Below are 17,395 nucleotides of genomic sequence, written 5' to 3' on the forward strand. Positions count from 1 at the left end.
GAGTGATGGCGAAGGTTGTTAACGCCAAGGGTGGTAGCAAATCGGGGCGCAAGAGTACCCCAATTTGCCACCGGCGTCAGCCATCACAGCCCGCCATTTACCGACGCTCGTCAGCCCTGTTATTGGCGAGCGCGGGTGGCCAGCATGGCGCGGGGGCGCGCTTGCCAGATGATCTCCAGCCCGAGCAGGGCGTAGAGGCTCCAGATGGCCAGCGGATTGAGCCATTCACCCCCCAGTTGCAGGGTCATCAGGGCGCAACCTGCCAGCAGCAAGGTGATGCCCGGCAGCCGCCAGTGGACGGGCAGGGGGGCCAGCAGCGCCATCGCCAGCAAAATGCCGAGGCCAAACGGCAGGTTCAGGGCGGTAAAGGCCAGCGCCTGCTGGCCACTCATGCCGGTCAGCAGGGCCAGCAGGGCGCTGCAACAGGCGAGGAAGGTGATGAACTCGAGACGATCGGCAATATAGTCAGCCATCTGTTCGCTACGTGCATGCATGATGTGTCTCCTTCAGTTGATGGTTCAAGTGTGAGGGAGGGACGTCTGCAAAGGCAGCGGGATAATTCGATTGCGCTGAACGAGCAATTCTTAATCACCCGCTACGTCGGGCTTTGGCGTGTGCCGGGCCTGTTAAACGGTGAGGGTGGGGTGATGCCGACAAACTCTGTCGTGGTGGGTTTCTGGTGGTAAAGAGAGGAGGAGAGGTGACAAATGGTGCCTGATGGTGGGGTGAGCCTTATTCAGGGCAGGTCAATTCGCTTCCATCGGGAAAGCGGGCGGCGTCATTGTCACCAAAATGTGTGATTTGTGGTCAACCTCTTAAAAGATATGGCGAATTTGCCAATGGTGCTGCGCTGTCGCTGGCGGATGCCTATGTTAGGATAAGGTTCGCCATTTTTCTGGCGCGCATTTTTGTGTCACGGCCATGCACGGCATGGCGTGCTGCGCCGCATTCGGGGTTGGCCCGAAAGGGCGCTGGTTTCCTTCACCACAGATTCAGGAATATTGACCTTTGACAGGATGCATTTCATCCCTGCTGGCAGGGCGTTCACTGTTCGGCCCTGCGTTTCGCCGCGGCCTGCGGGTTCTGGGAGTGGGCCTGTTGCTGTCGCTGCTGGCTTCGCCCGCGTTTGCCGCCAAGCTCACCTATCAGGTCAAGGGGTTGAAAGGGGAGAACAAGGATAACGTCGAAGCCTACCTCAATGCCCTGCCTGTCTATCAGGAGCGGCAATACCGCCCGGCTCGCGCCAAAATCACCGAGAGCGTGCAAAAGGCGCTGCAGGTTTATGGCTACTACCAGCCGAAAATCACCCTGAGCCGCGACAAGAAAACCCCGTCCAAAGTGGTGATTGAGGTAGACAAGGGGGAGCCGGTCATCGTCTCCCGCCTCGATATTCTGCTGGAGGGGGATGCGGGCAGCGACGAGCTCTACAGCGCCTTGCTGGACAAGTTGCCCCTCAAAGAGGGGGAGCCTCTCAACCACGCCAAATATGAATCCATCAAGGCGGATCTGGGCAGCCTCGGGCTGGCCCGCGGTTACTTTGATGCCAAGCTGAGCAAGAGTCAGGTCAAGGTGTTCCCGGACAAGGGGACGGCAGAGATCTTTATTCTGTTCGAATCGGGCCATCGCTACCGTTTTGGCGAGATCCGCTACGATGCCACCCCCGAAGCGCTTCACCTTATTCGCCCGCTTATCAACATCAAGAGCGGCGACCCCTATCTCGCCATCCGTCTGGCCGAGATGTCGCAGGATGTCTCCTCCACCAAGCTGTTCCGTCAGGTCGATATCAAGCCGGTATTGAGCGAGGCGAGCAACTATCGGGTGCCCATTGCGGTGACGCTGGATAACCGGGTCGATCACGAAATCGAGACAGGTATCGGTTACGCCACCGACGTAGGCCCGCGGATGAGTGCCACCTGGGAGAAGCCTTGGGTCAACCGCTACGGCCACCGCCTGTTTGCCACCGCCAAGGTGTCGGCGCCGGAGGCAGAGCTCAGCTTCGACTATCAGATCCCGGTGGGCAACCCGCTGCGGGACTACTACTCCATCCAGACCGGCTACCAGTACAAGGACAACAACGATACCCGCTCCGATCTCACTACCATCGGTGTGCACCGCTGGACGCGACGGCCGGAGAGCTGGGATCGGGACGTCTTTATCCGGCTGGAGAACGAGATCTATACCCAGGGCGCCGACGAGGGGAACAGCTTGCTGCTGATCCCCGGGGTCTCCTGGTCCCGACTGCGGGTGCGCGGTACCCTGGTGCCCGACTGGGGTGATCGCCAGCAGCTGACGCTGGAGTTCTCCGACCCCAGATGGGGCTCCGACATCAGCTTTATGCGGGTGTGGGGGCGCAGCAAGTGGCTGAGAACTCTTGGCGATAACCACAGATTCCTGATGCGGGCAGAGCAGGGGGCTATTATAGGTGACAGCTTCTCGCTGGTGCCGCCTTCTCTGCGTTTCTTTACCGGTGGCGATCAGACAGTGCGCGGCTTTGGTTACGAGAGCATCTCCCCCACCGGGCCGGATGGCAAGCTGACCGGTGGCCGCTACACCAGCGTGGCCAGTCTGGAATACAACTACCGCTTCAGCGAGAAGTGGCTGGGGGCCATGTTTGTGGATGGCGGCACCTCCACCACCGATTACAGCGAGCCCTGGAAAATAGGTACCGGCGTCGGTGTGCGCTGGGTGACCCCCATCGGTCAGGTCAGGCTGGATCTGGCGGTCGGGGTATCGGAGGAGGACAAGCCCTTGCGGCTGCATTTCGCATTGGGGCCTGAATTATGATGTTGTCTAAACGCTTTTTTCTTTGGCCGCTGCGGCTGTATCTTGCGCGGGGGTCTGCATTGTGATCTGGCTAAAACGTATTTTTCTCTGGCTTATGGGGCTGGTGTTCCTGCTGCTCATCGGCGTCAGCCTGCTGGGCTTTACCCATCAGGGCAACAAGTGGTTGTGGCAACAGGCCAAGGGAGCGCTTCCTTCTCTCAAGGGGGAGCTGGTGGCCGGTCAGCTTGGCTACGGCTGGACCCTGGAAGGGGCCGGCTGGCAGGATGAGCTGGTGGATGTCACGGTGGATCGCGCCGTGCTCGACTGGGATCTCGGCAAGTTGCTGCAGGGCAAGCTCTGGATAAAATCCTTGGCGGTGACCCATCCGGTGGTCAAGGTAGCCGACTCCGAGCCTGCACCGGAAGAGCCTTCCGAACCCTTTGTCTGGTGCCCGCTGCCACTCAAGATCCAGGTCGACAGCCTCAAGGTAGCCGATCTCGATCTGGCAGTGCCCGGCGTGGCCGTGACCCTGGGGTCCCTCGATATCGGCGCCACCCTCAACCGCAAGGGGCTGATTGTACGTGGCCCGGTGCTCGATAACCTGACGGTGACGCTGGACGACGCGGCACCCGTCAACACAGCCAAATCTGCCAAGCAGCCGGCCGCTAACGAGAAGCAAGCCGTGACTGCGGTGGCGCGCAACGACAAGGCCAGCGCCAAGACCGTCAAACAGGGCAAAGGGACGCCAGCTGCGAACACGGCAAAGGCAGCCCCCATTGTCCTGCCCGCCATTCATCTTCCTTTCCCCATCCAGCTGGAAGGGGTCAGCGCGACCCGGGTGCAATATAAGCAGGGCGAGCTGATCGAAGGGCTCGACAAGCTACTGCTGTCGGCCACCGCCGTCGATGATCGCATCGAGGTGCGCGAGCTCTCGCTGCGCCACGCCATGGCCGATCTGGCGCTCAAGGGCCACATCCAGCTCAGTGACGACTACCCGCTGGCGGTGACCCTGGATGCCAAGGCCCGCAAGGGGCTGCTGGATGGCGAGCTGCAGGGTGAGCAGGCCACGCTGGCGCTGAACGGTTCGGTTGGCAAGCTGGGGTTGGCGTTGTCGGCCAAGGGGCCGGTTGCCGCCAATCTCAAGGGCTCGCTGGCCGCCCTCGACCCAGATCTGCCCTTTGATCTGGCCCTCGACTGGAAGATCCTCGGTTGGCCTCTTCACAAGCCAGCCAAAGATGAGCCGAGCTATCGGCTGGACAAAGGGAGCCTGACTGCCAAGGGCAAGCTCTCCGGCTACCAGTTTGCCCTCAATACCTCCGGCAAGGGGACCGATGTCCCCCCCTTCAAGCTTGCGCTGGACGGCAAGGGGGATCTGGAGCGGCTCAGCAAGATAGCCTTGCAGCTCAACGCCCTAAAGGGGGAGCTCAAACTCGATGGCAAGCTCGCCTGGAACAAGGGGGTTGAGTGGCAGGGGACCACCCTGTTCAAGGGGATCAATCCGGCCGAGCTGCTGCCCGAGCTGAAAGGGACGCTGGCCGGTGAGCTGGAGAGCCGTTTCGTGATGAACGACGCGGGTCACTGGGAGCTGAAACTGCCCAAGCTCAAGGTGGATGGCAAGCTCAACCAATACCCGCTGGCCCTCAAGGGGGAGCTTAGCGGCAACGACAAGATGGAGTGGCAGATCCCGGCGCTCTCGTTGCAAAGTGGCCCCAACCAGTTGCAGGCCAAGGGCAGTATCAGCAGCGCCCAGTGGAGGCTTGATGCCAACCTGCAGGCTCCCCAGCTGGGGGGCATCTATCCCGGCCTGAAAGGGGATATCAAGGGACTGGTGAAGGTCAGTGGCAATCAGCAGACGCCAAAAATCGATGCGGATCTCGCCTCCGACCGGCTCTACTATGCCGGCACCGACCTGAAGGGCATTAGTCTCAAGGGCAATGCGGTGATCGGTGCCAAACCGGCCGGTGAGCTCTCGCTGTTGGTGGCGCAGCTGAAACAGGGCGAAACCAAGCTCAGCCAGCTGGCCCTGAACCTCAGCGGCGATATCAGTCAGCATCTGTTGACCCTGACCATGAAGGGTGACCCTGTTGCGGCTAACCTCAAACTGGGTGGCGGCGTGCGCGGGGATCACTGGCGCGGGGCACTTTCCGAGTTGCGGCTGAAAACCCCGCTGCGCCGTTGGGACTTGAGCTCCCCTTGGGCACTGGATCTCGATCTGCCGCGTCAGCGGCTGGCGATGGGGGATCTCTGCCTCGGCTCCCAGGGGGCCAGCCTCTGCGTCAAGGGGAGTCAGGTCTCCGCTGCCCAGGGCACTCTGGAGTTTGCCCTGAGCGAGTTTGATCTCAAGCGGCTGCGCCCCTGGTTGCCGGACAACTTCCGCTGGCAGGCGATGCTCTCGGCCGATGGCCGCGCCAGCTGGCGTGGCAATCAGCCTACCTTGCATGCGGTGGTGCGTACCACACCAGGCACTTTTGTGGCCGATGGCCTCAAGACCGACTATCAGCAGCTGGCTCTGGCCCTTGATTTCGAGCGGCAGCAGGCGGCCATTCGCCTCGATTTTGCCTCCAAGCAGATCGGCAATATCGATACCGACCTGCTGATCAAGGAGCCCGCCGGTCGCGGTCTGCTCGGCGGTCAGCTCAAGTTTGACGACCTCAAGCTTAATACCTTCGCGCCGCTCATCCCTGAGGTGCGCTCCTTGCAAGGAATCATCTCCGCCGATGCCCGTTTCGACGGCACCCTGGCGGCGCCCCTGTTGTTTGGCCAGCTCAACCTGCGTGACGGTGAAGTGCAGACCCACTCCGACATGGTGACCCTGACCAAGCTGGTGACCCGCCTCAAGATCGAGGGCAACCGCGCCGAGCTCGATGGCTCCATGCTGGTGGGCAAGGGGCCGCTGGCGTTGGGCGGCTGGCTCAGCTGGGCCAAGATGCCGGTCAGCGGCAGCCTCACCATTCAGGGCAAGGATCTGGAGGCGCAATATCCGGGCATGGGCCGGGTCAGAGTCTCGCCCGATATCGCGGTGTCGCTGGGGGAGGAGACCCGCATTACCGGTCAGGTTGATATTCCCTGGGCGCGCATTCTGGTCAAGAGTCTGCCGGATTCGGCGGTGGCGGTCTCAGACGATGTGACCGTGGTCTATGACGATCTGCCCCCTGTACCCAAGCAGGCCAGTCTGCCGCTGGCGATGAAGGTGGCGATCCGCCTTGGCAACGATGTGAAGCTCGATGCCATGGGGCTGAAGACCGATGTCTCCGGCGGTCTCAATATCCGTCAGGATCCCGAGAAACCGCTGGCAGGCAACGGCCAGCTGGTGCTGACCAATGGCCGCTTCAAGGCATATGGTCAGAACCTCATCATCAAGGAGGGGCGGATCCTCTTCTCCGGTCCGCTGGATCGGCCCTTCCTCAACATCGAAGCCAACCGGGATCCCGATACCATCGAGGGCCAGGTAACGGTCGGGGTGCGGGTGACCGGCCCTGCCAGCAAGCCTGAGATCACTGTCTACTCCGAACCGCAGATGGCGCAGTCGGAACAGCTCTCCTATCTGCTGCGCGGCAAAGGGTTGCAGACCGGCGGTGAGGATGGCGGTTTCAACGGCCTGCTGGTAGCCGGCGCGGTGAGTCAGGCCAACGGCGTGGTGTCGAGCATCGGCGAGTCGCTGGGGATGAGCGATGTCTCCCTCGATACCGCGGGCAGTGGCGACAACACCCAGGTGACTCTGTCGGCCTATCTGCTGCCGGGCTTGCAGTTCCAGTACGGGGTCGGGGTTTTCAGCCCCATCGCCGAATTCAAGCTGCGCTACGAGGTATTGCCACGGCTCTATCTGCAGGCGATGAGCGGAGTGGCTCAGGCGGTCGATATCTTCTATCGCTTTACTCTGTAACGCTTCATCCCGTAACTGGGCTGATATGAACGTAAACGGGAGGCGCAGGCCTCCCGTTTTTTATTGCGCGATCGGCTGCAGGCAAACGGCGATAAGGGACTGGTGTGCAGAGGAATAACGGATTGGGCAGACCAGAAATGCGAAAACCCGGCGCTAGGCCGAGTTTTCTGAATGATGGTGGAGGGAGAAGGATTCGAACCTTCGAAGGCAGAGCCGTCAGATTTACAGTCTGATCCCTTTGGCCGCTCGGGAACCCCTCCACGGGGTATTGCTTTCAACTGGCTGCACTTGAAATGGTGGAGGGAGAAGGATTCGAACCTTCGAAGGCAGAGCCGTCAGATTTACAGTCTGATCCCTTTGGCCGCTCGGGAACCCCTCCACAAGTGCGAGGCGCATACTAACAGATCTTCCGGTTTTGTGAACCCCCAAGCAGGATTTTTCCATTAAAAGAATTGGATTTGTGGCCGATAACCAGTGAAATCGCCATTTTCGAGAGTTATCTCATGCTGCCCAGTTCAATCCGTAATCACCTGCTCGTCGATGAGGGCCAGTTGGGGCAGCGCCTCAACCGTGACCTGCAACATGGCGATCGCGCTGATTTCCGGTTGCATCTGGCCCTGCTGACCGATGCGGTGGAGGAGCAGCCCTGGTTTGATACCATACCGGCGGCCACTCCCCAGAGCCGTGACTGGCGTCTGCACTTTGATCTGAGACCGGCAGAGGTGCTGGTGACTGAAGGGGCGGGGAGTGACTGCTGTGCCATCAATGAGCGGTTGCAGCAAGGGGGAAGCATGGTGGATGTGCGGCTCTGGCTGGCGCTGCAAACACCGCCGCTGGCGGTCAAACAGCCGCTGCTGGATGAGGCTGTCTACGACAACCTGTCGCCGCTGGCGCGGGAGCGGTTGCAAGAAAAGCTGGCCGATGTGCCGAGGCAGGAGGATCCGCTGGTATTGCTGCCGATCCTCGATCGTTTGCAAGAGGGGGTGGATACCCGGTTGCACTGGCTCAGTTGATGGCGCTTGTTCAGTGGTGTAACGCGATGCTTGTCGGCAAATCACAGGCAACAAAAAGGCGGGTGACCCCGCCTTTATGCTCTTTAGAATTTTTAGCCTTGCGGCATGCAATCAAGCGTCAGCTTCATCCGGTTGCGGCTGCTCTTTGAGGGCGGCATTGGCACGACGGGCAATCGGCTTTTCGGTATGACGGTTGAGTTGGCGCTCCAGTTTTTGCCCCAGTTCGTTGATGGCGGCGTAGAGATCCTCATGCTCTGCCTGGGCAAACAGTTTGCCGTTGGGGATGCCAGCACTGGCTTCGACAGTGAACATCAGACGCTCTTTGGAAACAATCACATGGGGTGTGATGAGAGGCACCTGAAGACGTTCGAGCTTTTCAAAACGGGATTCGATGCGCTCGCGGATAGCCGGGGTGATGTCGATGATTTTGCTGGTAATTTCGATTTTCATATTGGCCCCCTTCGGGTCGTCTTGCTTGTGTCTTCACCTTCAGATTACTCATTGGTAAAGATTGAAATGTGATCCATGTCACATAACCTTCCCTTGGCTATTCAGCAACTTATAAATTGTGATCTTTTCCGGTTTCGTGCCAAAAACAGCTTGAGCTCCATGAAACTGGCAGGCAGTATGACGGGAATAGGATCGTTTCTGTCCCTTCTTGGCAGCACTTCGTGTCGACCTCATGTCCGGTTTCCACTGCTTGATATCGCATGTTTGTACTCTTCCCTCGCAACCTCTGATCTGATGAGCGGATGCAGGGGGCGTTGCTATGCCTGATTGGACATCAAACGTGGTTGGTTGTTGTGTTGGAGTGGTAAATGAAGCAGCAGGCCACGCAAGTCATGTGGTTTTTCGATCGGCAACATGATCAGTGGAGTCTCTCTGATCAGGGGGCCTACCAGCAGTGGCAAGGGGAGGGCAATCATCCCTGGGCCGCTCGCCTGTTACCGGAAGATGAGGCAGGCTTTGCCGACTTTCTCGTCCGGCTTCATGAATCGCATCTGCCCGAGCAGTTTATCGGCCATCTGAAAGATGATCAGGGGCAGCTCAACCATGTGCTCTGGAGCGGCCAGTTTGTGCCCACCCAGCAGATCTGCTGTGGCTGGCTGGCCCCTCTTGATACCGCCAACAGTGCGGTATCCTCCCTCAATCTCTCTTTGCCGTTGCTGCAAACCACCCTGCTTACCCAGTTGGCGCAGGCGCTCTCTGCCCGCACCGGGCTCGATTTCTTCAATACCCTGGTCAGCCAGCTGGCCCATATCCTCAAGGTGGATGCGGTCTGGGTGGGTGAGTTGTGCGGTGCCGACCGGGTCAAAGTGCTGGCCGCCGACGGGCTGGCGCAGAAGGACTATCCGCTGGCGGGCTCCCCCTGTCAGGAGCTCTACAAGCAAGGTGCCATCTGTTTCGAGGTGATCGACGAGTCGCAGGAGTATCAACCCTGGCTGGCGGCCGGGCAGACTTATTATGGTCAGCCGCTATTTGATGCCAGAGGCCAACTTCTGGGCCATCTGGCGCTGCTCTATTCGGCTCCGGCAGATACCAGCAACCTTACCTCGGTGCTCAATACCTTCTCGGTACGGATGGTGGCCGAGCTGGAGCGATTGCAATCAGATGCCCAGATGCGCCTCTCTGCCGTTGCATTCGAGACCCACGAAGGGATCATCATCACGGATCCGGGGTTCAAGATCCTGCGGGTCAACAACGCCTTCAGCCAGATCACCGGCTTTGACAGCCAGTCGGTGCTGGGCCTGCATCTGGAAGAGGATCTCTGGCCAAATCTGGGAGGGCTCGGTTACGAGCTCAACACCCTCAGCCGCTGGCAGGGGGAGACCCAGCGTCGCCATGTCGATGGTCACACCTATCCCCAGTGGGAGATAGTGACGCCGGTGCAGGATGAGAAGGGGGTGATCAGCCACTTTGTCATCTGCTTCGAGGATATCTCCGAGCGCAAGGCGGCCGAGCGACGCATTCAGGATCTCGCCTATTATGACGAGCTGACCGGATTGCCCAATCGCCGTCAGCTCCACGAGACTCTGGTGCAGACCTTCAACGAGGCGACCCGCGATGGCTTGATTGGCGCCCTGCTCTTTATCGATCTCGATCACTTCAAGACCATCAACGACTCCCTCGGCCACGCCACCGGTGACTGGCTGCTCAAGGAGGTCGCCGCCCGTCTCAAACGGTTGGTGCGGCAAGGTGATTGCCTGGCCCGCCTCGGTGGTGACGAGTTTGTACTGCTGCTGCCATCGCTCTCGGCCAGCCCGCCCCAAGCGGAGATGCAGGCCGATATCATTGCCGAGCGGCTTATCACCGAGATTGCCGCTCCTTATACCTATGTGGGGCAGGTGCTGCACATCGGCGCCAGTGTCGGCATTACCCTGTTTCCGGATCGGGAGCAGGGGGTCGATGATCTGCTCAAGCAGGCAGATACCGCTATGTATCAGGCCAAGTCCGCTGGCCGCAAGACCCGTCGCTTCTTCGATGCCTCGATGCAGCAGCAGGCGGATCGCCGTCTGCTTATTCACAACGAATTGCGTAACGCCCTCAGCCAGCAAGAGCTGACCCTCTACTATCAGCCTCAGCATATGGTCGATGGCGGCGATATCATTGGTGTCGAGGCGCTCATTCGCTGGCAGCCGGCCGGTCGCTCGCTGGTCTCGCCGGCAGAATTTATCCCCATCGCCGAGGAGACCGATCTGATTGTCGATATCGGCAACTGGGTGCTGCACGAGGCGTGCGCCCAGTATGTGCTGTGGGAGGAGAACGGCATCCACATTCCGCAGATCTCGGTCAACGTCAGTGCCAAGCAGTTCCATGCCACCGATTTTGTCGAGCGGATCCACGATGTGTTGGCGCAAACCGGCATGGATCCGGCCTGCCTCAATCTGGAGATCACCGAGTCCGTGGTGCTGGGCCATGCCGAGGACACCATCAGCAAGATGACCGAGCTCAAAGAGCTCGGCATCAGCTTTGCCATCGACGATTTTGGCGCCGGTTACTCCTCCCTGAGCTACCTCAAGCGGCTGCCTGCCGATGAGCTCAAGATCGACCGCTCCTTCATTCAGGACATCCCGAAAGATGGTGACAACATGGCCATCGTCGAGGCGGTGATCGCCATGGCGCGACATATGGGGTTCAACGTCACGGCGGAAGGGGTGGAATCCCGCCAGCAACTGGAGTTTCTCAAGGCGCAGGGGTGCAGTTTCTATCAGGGCTATCTCGCCTCCAAGCCGCTGCCGGTGCCCTATCTGGAGAAATATGTACAGCGGCTGACCAGACCGGAGCAACTGCGCGAAATGCAGCTGAGCGAGGCAGAAAAATAGTCCCAGCTCCCCGCTGTAGCGCCGCTCGGCAACGGGTAGAATGAGAAGCAGTAGACCCACCGCCACCGGGCGGTGTATTGCCCTCAATGGAGATGTTCAGTGAAAGCTGTATGGGGAATTGTTTTGTCGGCGCTGTTTGTGCCGACCCTGATGGCGCAGACTGCCGACCAGACGCTCTACCGTCAGGCGTATGACGCCGTACGGGCCAATGATCAGGCCCGTTTCCAGCAAATTCGTGCCCGTTTGACCCATTACCCCCTGCTCCCTTACCTCGATTACTATCAGCTCGCCTTTCGTCCGGGGGCGGCGGATTACAACGATGTGACCCGCTTTATCCGCCAGCATGGGGATACCCCCCAGTCCAACCGACTGGAGCGCAGCTATCTGACCTATCTGGCCCAGAGCCAGCAGTGGTCGCAGTTCCTGCGTTTCTATCCGGCCAAGCCGAGCTCCACCGACCTGCTCTGCATGCACTATCAGGCGCTCTATTACACCGGCAAGCCGAAAGAGGCGTTGCAGGGGGCGGGCAAGATCTGGATGAGCGGTCAATCGCGCCCCGATGCCTGCTCACCGCTGTTCCAGCTGTGGCAGGCATCCGGTCAGCGAACCCAGGAGAAGATCTGGCAGCGGATGACGCTGGCGTTCGAGGCGGAAAATCCCAATCTGATCCGCCACCTTGGTGCGACCCTGGGTAGCGGCTTGCAGAGCTATGGCGATCAGATGGTGACCCTGTTCGAGCAGCCCGCCAAGGCGATGAACCCGGCCTATTTCAGCAGCAATCCCTATTCCCGCAAGCTGCTCTCCCTCGGCTTGACCCGCTATGCCAATCAGGAGCCGGAGTCGGTGCTGCGCCAGCTTGCGCTGTTTCGCAGCCGTTTCGGCCTGACCCAGGCCGAGGTGAAACCGGTAGAGCGTGCCATTGCCCGCCGCCTGCTGCTGGATCGCTCCATTGCCCAGCGTAGCTGGGTCGACAGCACGGTGAAAAAGCTGGCGGATCCCGACATCACCGAGCTGCGGGCGCGACTGGCCATCTGGGAGCAGGATTGGCGTGGCCTCTCCGGCTGGGTGAAGATGATGCCGATGGCCCGTCAGAAAGAGGATCGCTGGCGCTACTGGATGGCGCGCTCCCTTGAAGTGCAGGGGCAGCAAAAACCGGCGCGGGATCTCTATCTGGAGACCGCCAACCTGCGCGGTTTCTACGGCTTTATGGCCGCCCAGCGCACCGGGGTGCCCTATCGCATCAAGAACCAGAGCGTCAAGCATGTACCGGACTGGCGCACGGCCAGTCAGCGCTGGCCCTTCCTGTTGCGGGTGCGCGAGCTGCTGTCGATGAACGAGATTGCGGCGGCCCGCTCGGAGTGGATCCACAACATGGATCGCAATCCGGTGGCCCAGCGCATCGAGTTTGGTCATATCGCCCTCAATCAGGGCTGGCACGAGCTGGCCATTCTCGCCAGTATTCGCGCCGAGGCGTGGGATGCCCTCGACCTGCGCTTCCCGCTGCCGCTCAAGCGCACCTTCTCCCAGATGGCGCAAGAGCGCACCATGAACACCAGTTTGCTCTATGCCATATCCCGTCAGGAGAGTGCTCTCTATCCGCTGGCCCAGTCGCCTGTGGGAGCGCGCGGTCTGATGCAACTGATGCCTGCTACTGCCAAAGAGACTGCCGGCAAGCTGGGGGTGCCCTATCGCAACGAGCAGCAACTGTTTGATCCGACGATGAATATTCGTCTGGGGAGTGCCTATCTCAAGCGCTTGCTGGATGTCTATGATGGCAACCGGATCCTGGCGGCCGCCGCCTACAACGCCGGGCCGGGACGGGTAAAACGCTGGCGAGAGCAGAGTGACAACAAGCCGATGGACGTGTGGGTCGAGAGCATTCCCTACAAGGAGACCCGCAACTACGTACAAAACGTGTTGTCGTTCGATCTCATCTATCAGCACAAGCTGCAGCAGCCGCTGCGCTTCATGTCAGAGCGGGAGCTCAATCACGCCTATTGAGTCGGGGGCCGCCAGCCGGCTCCTGTTTTCAAATTTCCCTGCTGCTGGGTATCATCGGGTAAGGTTTTGTTACCAAAGGAAACATGCCTGGTGACCTGGCTCCGGGAATTGCATCAGGCCGCAGGGTATACTCGGGCGTCGGCACCGACAGGTTCCCCCACAATAAAGGAATGGATAGTGGCAACGATTAAAGACGTTTCTCAGCTGGCAAATGTGTCTATCTCCACCGTGTCGCGGGTTATCAACAACACGGCACAGGTAGCACCGGAAAAGCGTGAGGCCGTACTGGCGGCCATGAAGGAACTGAATTTTCGACCCAACAGTTTTGCCCAGGCACTGGTCAGCAAGCGTTCCAACTGCATTGGCGTGCTGGTTGGCGACCTCTGCGGCGGCCCCTTCTTTGCCCAGATGATGCGTGGCATCGAAACCATGGTCGATCAGGCCAACAAGTTCACCATCGTCATGTCTGGCAACCACGATATCGCGCGCGAGCGTCACGCCATTCAGGCGCTGCTGCAGCGCCAGTGCGATGCGCTGATCCTCCACAGCAAGGCGCTTCCGGACGAGGAGCTGAGCGAGCTGGCGGCAGGCTCTACCCCCATCGTGTTTATCAACCGTCAGGTGCCGGGCGCGGAAGATCGCTGCGTCTGGCTCGATAACCAGGCGGGGATCACCACCGCGTGCCAGCACTTGCTGGATGCCGGTCATCGCAACATCGCCTTTATCACCTCCGATGATGAAGAGTTTGTCGATGGTCAGCAGCGGATGGCCGGTTACACCCAGACTCTGGCGAGAGCCGGGATCGCCTTTGAGCCTGCTCTCGTCAGCCGCGCCTATGCCGACGAAAATGGCGGATATGTGGCGATGAGTGAATTGCTGGCCCGTGGTGTCGAGTTCACGGCCGTGCTCGGTTTCAACGACGGCATGGTGGCGGGGGCTATCTCTTGCCTGCTGGAGCGGGGTTACAAGATCCCGCAGCAGATGTCGGTGGTGGGGTTCGACGATATCCCCTACGCCCGCTACATCTATCCCAAGCTCACCACGGTGCGCTACCCCATTGAGGAGATGGGCAGCCGCGCAGCCGAGCTGGCGCTGCGTCTGCTCGATCACAAGCCGGTGGACGGCTTGGCGCTCAAGTTCGAAGCCCAGCTGGTGGAGCGTGAGTCAGTCGCCTGACGTGCGTCAGACAGTGAACAACAAGGTGGCCCCATCGGGGCCACACTCTTTTCTGCATTATCTCTCTAATCCGCCATTTATCCCGCCAGGGCGATCCGCTGCTGGCGGCGCACCTCCACCCCTTCTGCCACCATATCGAGCAGCTGCCTTGTCTGTTCCCAGCCGATACAGCTATCGGTGATCGACTGGCCGTAGCGCAGCGGTTTGCTGCCGATATCCTGACGCCCTTCGCAGATAAAACTTTCCACCATGATGGCGGCGATGGCATGGCTACCAGCACCCAGCTGGTCGGCAATGTCACGGGCAACCAGCAGCTGGCGGGCATGTTGTTTCTGGCTGTTGCCGTGGCTGCAATCGATCATCAGGCGAGGGGAGAGATGATGCTGGCACAGCAGCTCGCCAGCCTCTGCCACATGACTGCTCTGATAGTTGGGTTGGCGGCCACCGCGCAGGATCAGATGGCAGTCGGGGTTGCCATGGCTGCGCACCAGTGCCAGCTGGCCATCACCGGAAGGCTGGGTATAGAGGTGGGCCGCCCGGCTGGCGAGGATCGCCTCTACCGCGATCCGGATATTGCCATCGGTGCCGTTTTTAAAGCCGATGGGGCAGGGAAGGGCCGAGGCCAGTTGGCGGTGGAGCTGGGATTCGGTGGTGCGGGCGCCGATGGCACCCCAGCTGATGAGATCCCCCAGATAGAGCATGCTGGTGAGATCGAGAAATTCGGTGGCACAGGCGAGCCCTTCCTGTCCAAGTGCCAACAGTAACTCCCGAGCCTGGGATAGGCCCTTTTCCAGTTGATCGCTGCCATCGAGGTCGGGATCGAAGATAAATCCTTTCCAGCCGAGCGTCGTGCGCGGCTTTTCGAAATAGGTGCGCATCACCAGTTGCAGCTGCTCCCCGTATTGGCCCTGCAGTTCAGCGAGCCGGCCACCATAGTCGCGGGCGGCTGCCGGATCGTGAATGGAGCAGGGGCCGATCACCAGCAGCAGGCGAGCATCCTCTCCCTGCAGAATATGGCGGGCTTGCTGGCGGCTACGAGCGATCTGGCGAGCGAGCCGTGCCGGACAGGGTTTGGCCTTTAACATCTCGTCAGGGGTGGGCAGGGTGGCAAGGGGTGAAGCATTCAGAAGTGAGGTGAACATGAGCGATCCTGATGAAAATGGAAATCTGCATGCTCTTTGCTGTCCAGTGGGGATCTTCCCCTTATTCTCTTGGTTAACAGAGCGCGGGCATGGGCCCGCGCTCTGTTATATCGGCCTTGGCTACCTTAGAAGCGGGCTGAGCCGCTGACGTAGTAGCTGCGACCCGGTTCGACGTTCTGGAAGACGGTGTCTTTCTCTTGCAGGCGCACGTCGGTCAGGTTGTTGATCCCCAGTCGCAGGTCAAAGTTCTCGGTGACCTTGAAGCCGGTGCCGAGATCGAAGGTCTGATAGCTGGGCAGCTTGTGCAGTACGACAACCTTGTTGACGGTCTGCTCGGCAAACTGGGTGCCGGTGTAGGTGGTGCCGACAAAGGCATTGACCCGCTCGGTGGCCTGCCAGGTGATCTTGGCGTTGGCCTTGTGCTCCGGGCGCTCGGGCAGAGCCTGACCCTGATCGCCTTCCGCCTTGAGATAGGTGTAGTTGGCGCCAAGGTTGATATTGTCGGTCAGATCGAGCTTGCCTGTCAGTTCCAGCCCCTTGGTGGTGGCTTTCTCCAGGTTGTACCAGGTGCGGTCAGTGGAGTTCGGCAGCTGTTTGAAGGTGAGCATGTCGTCGATGTCGGAGTAGAAGAGGGTGGCGCTGGTTTCCCAGATCCCTTCTCCTGCGATGACACCCAGCTCGTAGTTGGTGCTGGTTTCCGGCTTGACCTTGTCGCTGCCATAGATGCGGCAGCTGCCGCCGCAGCTCTCGATGCTGTAACCGTTGGAGTACTGGTGTGGTGCCGGTGCCTTGAAGGCCTGGCTGACACCGCCTTTCACTGTCACCACATCGTTCATCTCATAGACCAGATAGCCGCGCGGGGTGAAGTGGCTGCCGTAGATCTCGTGGTGATCGTAACGGCCGCCCAGGGTGAAGGTCAGGCTGTCGGTCAGGCCAATTTCGTCCTGAGCGAACAGCGCCTCCTGGGAGTGACTCTCTTTGCCGCCGATATCCTTGTAGCTCACCGCATCCACCAGCTCCCGATCCAGATATTCACCACCCAGGGTCAGGTAGTGGTTGGCCAGCGCCAGGTTGGTATAGCCCTTGAGGGTCAGGGTGTTCTCTTCCAGCTCCCGCTGCTGTGGGGCAGAGTAGCTGGTGTTGAAGTCGTCGATCTGGGAGCTCTCGTAGTTGGCCATGACGGTGGTGTCACCCCAGCTCCAGTTCCCCTTGTGGGTCAGACCAAACAGGTTGCGATCGTTTTGCTGCTGGCGGCTGTGCACCTTGTTGCCGGTTTTGCGGAAGATATCGAGAGGCCGCTCATCCTGGTTGTAGAGGTAATCCAGCTCGAAGCGCTGCTGCTCATCCACCAGCCAGCTCAGGGTAGAGGCGAAGTTGCGGGTCTGCTTGGCTTCGATAAGGGGGATGCCGTCAGCAGCTTCGGTGGGGGTCCAGGCTTGACGGTCATACACCTCGCCGTTCATCCGGATCAGCAGGTTGTCGGTCAGCGGGCCGGTAAAGCCCAGGTTGGTTCTGTGCTGATCGCCGCCATCCTTGCCCTCGATGGCCTTGAAGTCGGCATCGGCCGCCCCTTGCCAGGTTTTGCCCGGCTGCTTGGTGATGATGTTGATGACACCACCGATGGCATCGGAGCCGTAAAGTGCCGACATAGGGCCACGGATCACCTCGACCCGCTGGATCATGCCAAGGGGAACCGGAGTGTTGTCGAAGTTGCCGCCGCGCCACAGAGCATTGGAGGAGGAGAGGCGTTTGCCATCCACCAGCACCAGGGTGTATTTGCCGGACATGCCGCGAATACCAATATCGCTGCGGCCATTGGTGTCAGCCTCAGCCTGAATGCCTACTTCGTGGCGCAGCAGGTCGGCAAGGTCATTGACGGGCGCTGCGGCGATCTGTTCGGCCGTGATGACAGAGATAGAGGCCGGTGCCGAGCGGGTATTGTGCGCCGTGGTGGTGACGGTGATCACCTCATCGACTTGAGGGGCGTTGCTGGCGGCGATCGCTTGCTGGGTCAGCAGGGTGACGATGGTGGTAGCCAGCAGGCTGGGAGCAATAAAACGGGAGGTTGAGGATTTCATTATTTACATCTTCCAT

General features: G+C 60.1%; 10 protein-coding genes and 2 tRNA genes. 6 read left to right on the plus strand and 6 right to left on the minus strand.

Annotated elements, in window-relative coordinates; translation table 11 throughout:
• Nucleotides 1-119: 119 nt before the first annotated feature.
• Nucleotides 120-494 (minus strand): hypothetical protein, encoded by a 375-nt coding sequence (locus tag I6L34_RS18040; protein WP_005334267.1) that lies wholly within the window; start codon nt 492-494, stop codon nt 120-122.
• A gap of 514 nt (nt 495-1,008) precedes the next feature.
• On the opposite strand from I6L34_RS18040, the gene I6L34_RS18045 reads away from it, so the two are divergent.
• Both I6L34_RS18045 and I6L34_RS18050 read left to right on the plus strand, forming a co-directional pair.
• Nucleotides 1,009-2,784: an autotransporter assembly complex family protein gene (locus I6L34_RS18045; RefSeq protein WP_043818463.1), complete on the plus strand. Its 1,776-nt coding sequence runs from the start codon at nt 1,009-1,011 to the stop codon at nt 2,782-2,784.
• 61 nt (nt 2,785-2,845) lie between these two features.
• Nucleotides 2,846-6,646 (plus strand): translocation/assembly module TamB domain-containing protein, encoded by a 3,801-nt coding sequence (locus tag I6L34_RS18050; RefSeq protein WP_058058056.1) that lies wholly within the window; start codon nt 2,846-2,848, stop codon nt 6,644-6,646.
• Nucleotides 6,647-6,821: 175 nt separating this feature from the next.
• On the opposite strand, the gene I6L34_RS18055 is transcribed toward I6L34_RS18050, so the two are convergent.
• Both I6L34_RS18055 and I6L34_RS18060 read right to left on the minus strand, forming a co-directional pair.
• Nucleotides 6,822-6,906 (minus strand) — tRNA-Tyr (locus I6L34_RS18055).
• A gap of 34 nt (nt 6,907-6,940) precedes the next feature.
• Nucleotides 6,941-7,025, minus strand: a tRNA-Tyr gene (locus I6L34_RS18060).
• A 124-nt stretch (nt 7,026-7,149) separates the two neighbouring features.
• Between I6L34_RS18060 and I6L34_RS18065 the strand changes: the two genes are divergently transcribed.
• The gene (locus I6L34_RS18065; RefSeq protein ID WP_058056185.1) at nt 7,150-7,659 is read left to right on the plus strand and encodes a VC2046/SO_2500 family protein; all 510 of its coding nucleotides are present in this window, start codon (nt 7,150-7,152) and stop codon (nt 7,657-7,659) included.
• A 111-nt stretch (nt 7,660-7,770) separates the two neighbouring features.
• Here I6L34_RS18065 and raiA read toward each other — a convergent pair whose 3' ends face one another.
• Nucleotides 7,771-8,109 carry a ribosome-associated translation inhibitor RaiA gene (gene raiA, locus I6L34_RS18070; RefSeq protein ID WP_005334257.1) on the minus strand — a complete coding sequence of 113 codons (339 nt, stop codon included), beginning with the start codon at nt 8,107-8,109 and terminating at the stop codon, nt 7,771-7,773.
• Between the two features lie 368 nt (nt 8,110-8,477).
• On the opposite strand from raiA, the gene I6L34_RS18075 reads away from it, so the two are divergent.
• The 3 genes from I6L34_RS18075 (at nt 8,478) to I6L34_RS18085 (ending at nt 14,159) form a co-directional block, all read left to right on the plus strand.
• On the plus strand, nt 8,478-10,982 hold the full coding sequence (locus I6L34_RS18075; protein WP_040066125.1) for a bifunctional diguanylate cyclase/phosphodiesterase: 2,505 nt from the start codon (nt 8,478-8,480) through the stop codon (nt 10,980-10,982).
• A gap of 99 nt (nt 10,983-11,081) precedes the next feature.
• Nucleotides 11,082-12,983, plus strand: coding sequence for a transglycosylase SLT domain-containing protein (locus tag I6L34_RS18080; protein ID WP_040066126.1), 1,902 nt, complete (start codon nt 11,082-11,084; stop codon nt 12,981-12,983).
• Between the two features lie 177 nt (nt 12,984-13,160).
• Nucleotides 13,161-14,159 (plus strand): LacI family DNA-binding transcriptional regulator, encoded by a 999-nt coding sequence (locus I6L34_RS18085; RefSeq protein WP_216955106.1) that lies wholly within the window; start codon nt 13,161-13,163, stop codon nt 14,157-14,159.
• Between the two features lie 77 nt (nt 14,160-14,236).
• Here I6L34_RS18085 and I6L34_RS18090 read toward each other — a convergent pair whose 3' ends face one another.
• Both I6L34_RS18090 and I6L34_RS18095 read right to left on the minus strand, forming a co-directional pair.
• Entirely contained in the window at nt 14,237-15,301 is a 1,065-nt protein-coding gene (locus tag I6L34_RS18090) for a 3-deoxy-7-phosphoheptulonate synthase (RefSeq protein ID WP_216955107.1), read from the minus strand.
• A gap of 125 nt (nt 15,302-15,426) precedes the next feature.
• Nucleotides 15,427-17,379 (minus strand): TonB-dependent receptor, encoded by a 1,953-nt coding sequence (locus I6L34_RS18095; protein ID WP_216955108.1) that lies wholly within the window; start codon nt 17,377-17,379, stop codon nt 15,427-15,429.
• Nucleotides 17,380-17,395 lie beyond the last annotated feature (16 nt).

The organism is Aeromonas sp. FDAARGOS 1404, assembly GCF_019047085.1.
Lineage (GTDB): Bacteria > Pseudomonadota > Gammaproteobacteria > Enterobacterales > Aeromonadaceae > Aeromonas > Aeromonas veronii.

What these genes read in the sequence shown, in the direction of transcription:
- I6L34_RS18040 (WP_005334267.1), bottom strand. Translation starts at nt 494, where the DNA reads ATGCATGCACGTAGCGAACAGATGGCTGACTATATTGCCGATCGTCTC.
- I6L34_RS18075 (WP_040066125.1), top strand. Translation starts at nt 8,478, where the DNA reads ATGAAGCAGCAGGCCACGCAAGTCATGTGGTTTTTCGATCGGCAACAT.
- I6L34_RS18095 (WP_216955108.1), bottom strand. Translation starts at nt 17,379, where the DNA reads ATGAAATCCTCAACCTCCCGTTTTATTGCTCCCAGCCTGCTGGCTACC.
- I6L34_RS18065 (WP_058056185.1), top strand. Translation starts at nt 7,150, where the DNA reads ATGCTGCCCAGTTCAATCCGTAATCACCTGCTCGTCGATGAGGGCCAG.
- raiA (WP_005334257.1), bottom strand. Translation starts at nt 8,109, where the DNA reads ATGAAAATCGAAATTACCAGCAAAATCATCGACATCACCCCGGCTATC.
- I6L34_RS18090 (WP_216955107.1), bottom strand. Translation starts at nt 15,301, where the DNA reads ATGTTCACCTCACTTCTGAATGCTTCACCCCTTGCCACCCTGCCCACC.